We start from the raw sequence: 5,115 nt of genomic DNA on the forward strand, positions 1-5,115 counted from the left end.
AGGGGTCCCTTCGGGGCTGTGACGTGCGAACTTGGCGGTTCAGCACGGCACCCTACGCCCGTGATCCTTTTACACCGCAGGTTGGACGCGACCGATCCAGGGCTGGCGGGAGGGATGCACGGTGGTCCGTATTCCCCACACGGCCAGACCCCCCTTGTGGCCGCGCGCTACGCACACCGGCTGATCGGATCGCTCTGACTACCCAGGATGTCTACTGCTCGCTTCTAGTCGCAGTGCCGACCGCGGTTTCAGGGGGTCTGATCGCGGCCTGCCGACGGGGCGTCCTGTCGCTGCCGAGACCGTGTCTACACCATGTGAGCCCCCCCGGCAGGGGAGGTGCGCCACGCCGTTCCGGGGCCCGATGTCTGTTTTAACCAACGTTTCTGACATCCTGTGCCAGTCCGGAGTACCAGAACCTTTGGGAAGCATACGGAGCTTTTCATGGCACACGTGCATGTTCTTCTGAACCAGAAGGGCGGCGTCGGGAAGTCGACGCTCACCGTCAACCTCGCCGCTGTGACCGCCGAGGTGATCGGCCGGAAGGCCGGCGAACAACCTCCCGTCCTGGCAGTCTCGGTGGACCCGCAGGGGTCCACGGCCTGGTGGTCGAACCGCGTCGGCGACGACCTCCCGTTCCTCTTCGCCCAGGCCCACAACGACCTCGGCTCACTGCGGAAGCTTCGGAGCGTCAGCTCGGTCCGGCACATCTTCGTCGACACCCCGGGCTGGCTCGACTTGTCCGAGGACGACACGACTGCCGACCCGCTGGGCGACGGCCGGGCCGCGGACATCCTCCGCGCCGTCCTCGACAACGCCGACAGCGTGATCCTGCCGATCGAGCCCGAGCCCTTGAGCTTCAAGCCGACCGTCAGGACCGTCAAGCAGATCATCGCCCCGCGAGGTCTCCCCTACACCGTGGTGATCAACAACTGGGATCCGCGCGACGGTGATGTCGACCTGAGGCAGACCCAGGAGTTCGTCGAGAAGAACGGCTTCCCCCTCGCCAAGACCGTCGTGCGCCACTACAAGGTCCACTCTCGCGCCGCCGCCGAAGGCCTCGTCGTCACCCAGTACAAGCCCAACCGGGCATCCTTCGAAGCCCGCGAGGACTTCTTCAAGCTGGCCCTGGAGCTCAACCTGAACGGGGCCGCCCGATGAGTCGCCGCGTGAACCTCGCCGACATGCTCGACGGCGAGCCCCTCGACGAGCCCACCCAGGCCGCGCCCCGGCCTCCGGTCATCGGCCTCCCTCAGATCGCGCCTAACCCCGATAACCCTCGAGGCGCAATCGACCTGGACGACCAGGAGTTCCTCGACCTGGTCACCAGCATCGAGAGCGTCGGTGTCATTGCTCCGCTGACGGTCTGCACCAGCACCGCCTTCCTCAAGCACAACCCTCAGCACAGCAGCACCATCGGCGCTCACCAGTACGTCGTCGTGGCCGGCCACCGCCGACTCGAGGCAGCGAGGCTCGCCAACCTGGACGAGGTCCCGGCCTACGTCAATGACGACGCCGCCGAGGACCCGCTGGTGTGGGCCGTCGCAGAGAACCTCCTGCGTGTCGGCCTGAGCCCGATCCAGGAGGCCGAGGCTCTGCGCGTGCTCACGGACAAGCCACCTGTGGGGCGTGGAATGTCGCAGACCAAGGTGGCCAAGGGAATCGGAAAGACCCAGGCCTTCGTTTCCCAGCGCATCGCCCTGCTGGACCTCGTCCCGGAACTGCGTGCCAAGGTCGCCTCGGGGGAACTCGGCGTGAAGGCAGCCCGCGCCTTCACTCCCCTACCGGCCTCTGAACAGCTCGCCGCCTACGAGGCCAGCCGGCACCCCACGCCCACTCCGGTCGGCACGCCATCGACCGGCAAGCCGGCCGATACGGCGCCCACTCCCCCGCCCGCCCGGACCAGCGCCACCGCCCTCGGCTATAACCCGGTTATGGCGCCAGCCCCCGGGCGAACTTCAGAGCCCGCACCCGCGCCGGCCTATAACCCGGTTATGGGGCAGACGGAGCGCCCAGGCGTGGAGCCCGCCATCGAGGGTTCCGTCGTAGTCGACACGGCGGTGGTTCCCGAGCCTCGCGGAGCCGAGCCAACGACCGACACTCGGAGCGTCGACTGGCATGACATCAGGGCCTTCGTCGCAGCCATCACCAACGAACTCGACAAGCAGGAGGCCTACGCGCTTGCCGAAGCGCTGATCGAAAGTCTCCGAAGCTGACACCGCAAGGCCTGGCCATAACCCGGTCATAGCCCGAGCCTTCGAGCCTCCGGGTAACCGAGGACCCCGAAACACAAGAGGCACTGGTTCATGAGCGCGTCTGCGCTCATGAACCAGTGCCTCTCGCTTGGTACCTCAGTAGCTCAGGGATAGGGGGTGGGCATGCAACGGACCGGGGCGCTCGAGTCCCTACCGAACCCGGGGCGGTTCACTACCGAACCCGGGGCGGTTCAGTCCGCGACGTTGTGACCAACGGCCAGCACAGCCCAGCTGGAACCGAACGTCGCCAAGGTGGCGATCTGATCGATCGACGTCGTCATGCCGTCACCCCCCGAGAGTGCATTTCGAGGCGCAACGTCGACGCCCGCCAACCGAGACACCCGAACGGAATCTCGGGCGGACCGGAATTACGTGACCGTCGACAGCTTGTGCTTCATCGCAGTGGGGTGAGCGATCTGCAGGGCTGTCACAAGATCGAGATCGCCGCGGAGTTGCTCTGGGATCTCGGCTGCCCCCTTGCGGGATAGGTCGGTCGGCGACAGCCCATCACCCGCGACCGGACGCAGGCGGAATCGTCCCTCGCCTGGTCGGCGCAGCGTGGACTCCCACAGCAGCTCCAGCGCCTCCCCGAGCTCGTCGTCCGCCTGCTTGTGTTCGGGGTCTGTGGTCGCCGCGAGGCGTTCGGCCAGCCAGCGTTGGAAGAGCAGGAGCCGGCGGTCCTGGCGGGGCAGGGCGCCGCATTCCATGAGCAGGTCGCGCAGGTAAGCGGCGGTGCGCCAGTTCGGCACCAGCTGGATGGCCTCGTGGGTGAGGGCGATGTTGCTGGTGGCGAGATCTCTCAGCAGCGCGGGGACCTGCGGGTTGTTCAGCCAGACGAGGCGGCCCTTGGGCCGGTCCATCCCGACGAGCAGGTCGTGCAGCGGGAGCAGGCGCGGGTTGGGGCGGCCGGTGCCGGCGGCATCGGCGGTCTTCGGCCTGGTCGCCTTGTTCACAACCCGCCCGGCTACGGCGGAGATGCCTGCGGCACCTACGCCGCGTCGGACTCAAATCCCCACGACGGACCGCGCGTTCTCGCGGCGCCCGGCCGACCTGGAGCTATGTGCGGCGGCAAGACGAGGGCCCGCCGTCCCGAAGCCAGGAACGGCGGGCCCTCGGGGCTGACGACCTACTCGTCGTCCTGCTGACCGAAGGGAAGGTGATGGATGGTGGCCAGGTCCTCTTCCTCGCCCTCACCGGAGACCGCGGCTGCGACCTCCATCACGAGGGGGCCGACCCGGTAGAAGTTGATCGGTCCCTGGCGGTAGGCCAGCTCCAACCAGCCTTCGGCGGCGAGGCGCTTGATGCTCTTGGACACCGTCGGCTCACTGATCCTGAGGCCCTCGGCGACCAGCTTCGCGACCGTGCGCACGGTCTGACCGAGCGGGGCCACCGTCGCGTAGAACGCGAGCACGCGAAAGTCCGCACCCGGGGCGCCTGCTGTACGCAGCAGCAGCTGGTGCATCAGCGCCTGGGTGAACTCGGCGTCCCGCTCCTGGTGCATAACGGCTGTCGTCACGCGACCTTCCTCTTCCTGACGGGCTTGGCGGGCGCCTCCGGGGCAGGAACCACCGGCAGACGGGCCTCCTTCGTGGCGTCTACCTGCTTCCTGGCAGGGCCGTCGAAGCCTGCCCGCGGATTCACTCGGTAGAACCGCATCCGACCGAACTTCTCCGCCTCCAGGAGGAGCCCGCCGAGGTGGAGCTTCTCCACCGAGGTGCGAACGGTGTTCTGCGCAGGGCCCAGGATCTCAGAGATCTCCTTAAAGGTCATCCGCAGGGGCTCGGCGCCGTCCGGACTGTGCGCCAGGTAGAAGCCGAAGATGTCCCGATCGTTCTGGTCGTAGCCGCTGTCCTTCCGCCACATCTTCCGCATGAGCGTCTTCGGCACATTGACGTGCCGCCCTGCGTGAGGATTCCAGTCGTAGCGGACCTTGTCCGGTCCCGGCTTCGCGTCCTCCTCGCTGAAGAGGTCCAGCTGCATGACCTCGCCTGTCTCCCGGTTCACGCCCTCGGCCCGCACCGGGTTGGATCGCGCCATACCCCTCCTCACCTCGCCATGTTGCCTATAGGCAACATGAATGAGACCACCCTACCCAGAACTTGCCTATAGGCAAGTAGCTTGGCGACACCGCAGCGGCGTGTCGCCACACTGAGGTTGCCTATAGGCAATGTGAATGCATGATTCGTGCACTCGAATGTGGCGATCATGCATTGCAAATGCCCTCTGACCAGGCAAAACACCATCCGCCTCTTAATACTCAGTAGACGTCCGCGGTCAGGCGAGTCTTCACCCGGCGCGGGCTGGTTCTGACGCCAGCTCGCCGACGGTGCTGCGGCTGGCTGGGCCTCCGGCAGGTTGTCCATCCGTGCCGCTGCCGCAGCCCGGGCCGGGCACCGATGCCAGCCCGCTGGCTGGAGGTCGGTGCCGGTCACTACGCCAGTCATGGAAGTCCGGCTGCCGCCGGACCCGGGCCCAGGGGCCCTTTCCATGCCTACTCGCTCTCCGACGGTCCCGCCGTGCCCTGCCGCTGGGGGGGCGCTGCTGTCGCCTGCTCCGGTGTCGGCGGTGGGTGGCACCGGGTGGCGCTTCGGGTGGTGGGGTTGGGTAGCACGGTGGTCGTCAGGTGTGTGGTGGTGTGGGAAACCGCGCCGAGGTGGGCAGGCCTGGCTGATGTTCGGCAGGTCGGGTGGCAGGTTGCCCCAGCCCGGGATGGACACGGGCCACCATCTCCGAGGGGCGGGGCCAGGGCGGGGCGTCCACGGCCCGACCAGTGCCGGGGAGGGGACGGGGGGGGAGGCCTCCGACCGGGGATGGTCCCGCGCATTCTCCCAACCCACCCCAGCCTTCCCACGTCAACATTTTT

5 protein-coding genes are annotated in these 5,115 nt (G+C 67.4%); 2 read left to right on the forward strand and 3 right to left on the reverse strand.

Translation table 11 applies throughout. From position 1 onward, the window contains the following. Nucleotides 1-441: 441 nt before the first annotated feature. Together ACZ38L_RS38365 and ACZ38L_RS38370 are read left to right on the forward strand one after the other, a co-directional pair. Complete coding sequence (locus ACZ38L_RS38365; RefSeq protein WP_465702591.1) at nt 442-1,158, forward strand: nucleotide-binding protein; 717 nt, start codon at nt 442-444, stop codon at nt 1,156-1,158. A gap of 8 nt (nt 1,159-1,166) precedes the next feature. Further along, complete coding sequence (locus ACZ38L_RS38370) at nt 1,167-2,213, forward strand: ParB/RepB/Spo0J family partition protein (RefSeq protein WP_465702593.1); 1,047 nt, start codon at nt 1,167-1,169, stop codon at nt 2,211-2,213. 407 nt (nt 2,214-2,620) lie between these two features. Here ACZ38L_RS38370 and ACZ38L_RS38375 read toward each other — a convergent pair whose 3' ends face one another. The 3 genes from ACZ38L_RS38375 to ACZ38L_RS38385 form a co-directional block, all read right to left on the reverse strand. Next, nucleotides 2,621-3,205 carry a hypothetical protein gene (locus ACZ38L_RS38375; RefSeq protein ID WP_465702595.1) on the reverse strand — a complete coding sequence of 195 codons (585 nt, stop codon included), beginning with the start codon at nt 3,203-3,205 and terminating at the stop codon, nt 2,621-2,623. A gap of 173 nt (nt 3,206-3,378) precedes the next feature. Further along, complete coding sequence (locus ACZ38L_RS38380) at nt 3,379-3,768, reverse strand: hypothetical protein (protein WP_465702597.1); 390 nt, start codon at nt 3,766-3,768, stop codon at nt 3,379-3,381. Then, entirely contained in the window at nt 3,765-4,289 is a 525-nt protein-coding gene (locus tag ACZ38L_RS38385; RefSeq protein ID WP_465702599.1) for a winged helix-turn-helix domain-containing protein, read from the reverse strand. Before ACZ38L_RS38385 ends, ACZ38L_RS38380 begins: the two co-directional genes overlap by 4 nt. Nucleotides 4,290-5,115: the final 826 nt, after the last annotated feature.

It is taken from the genome of Kitasatospora sp. NPDC024654 (assembly GCF_055559155.1).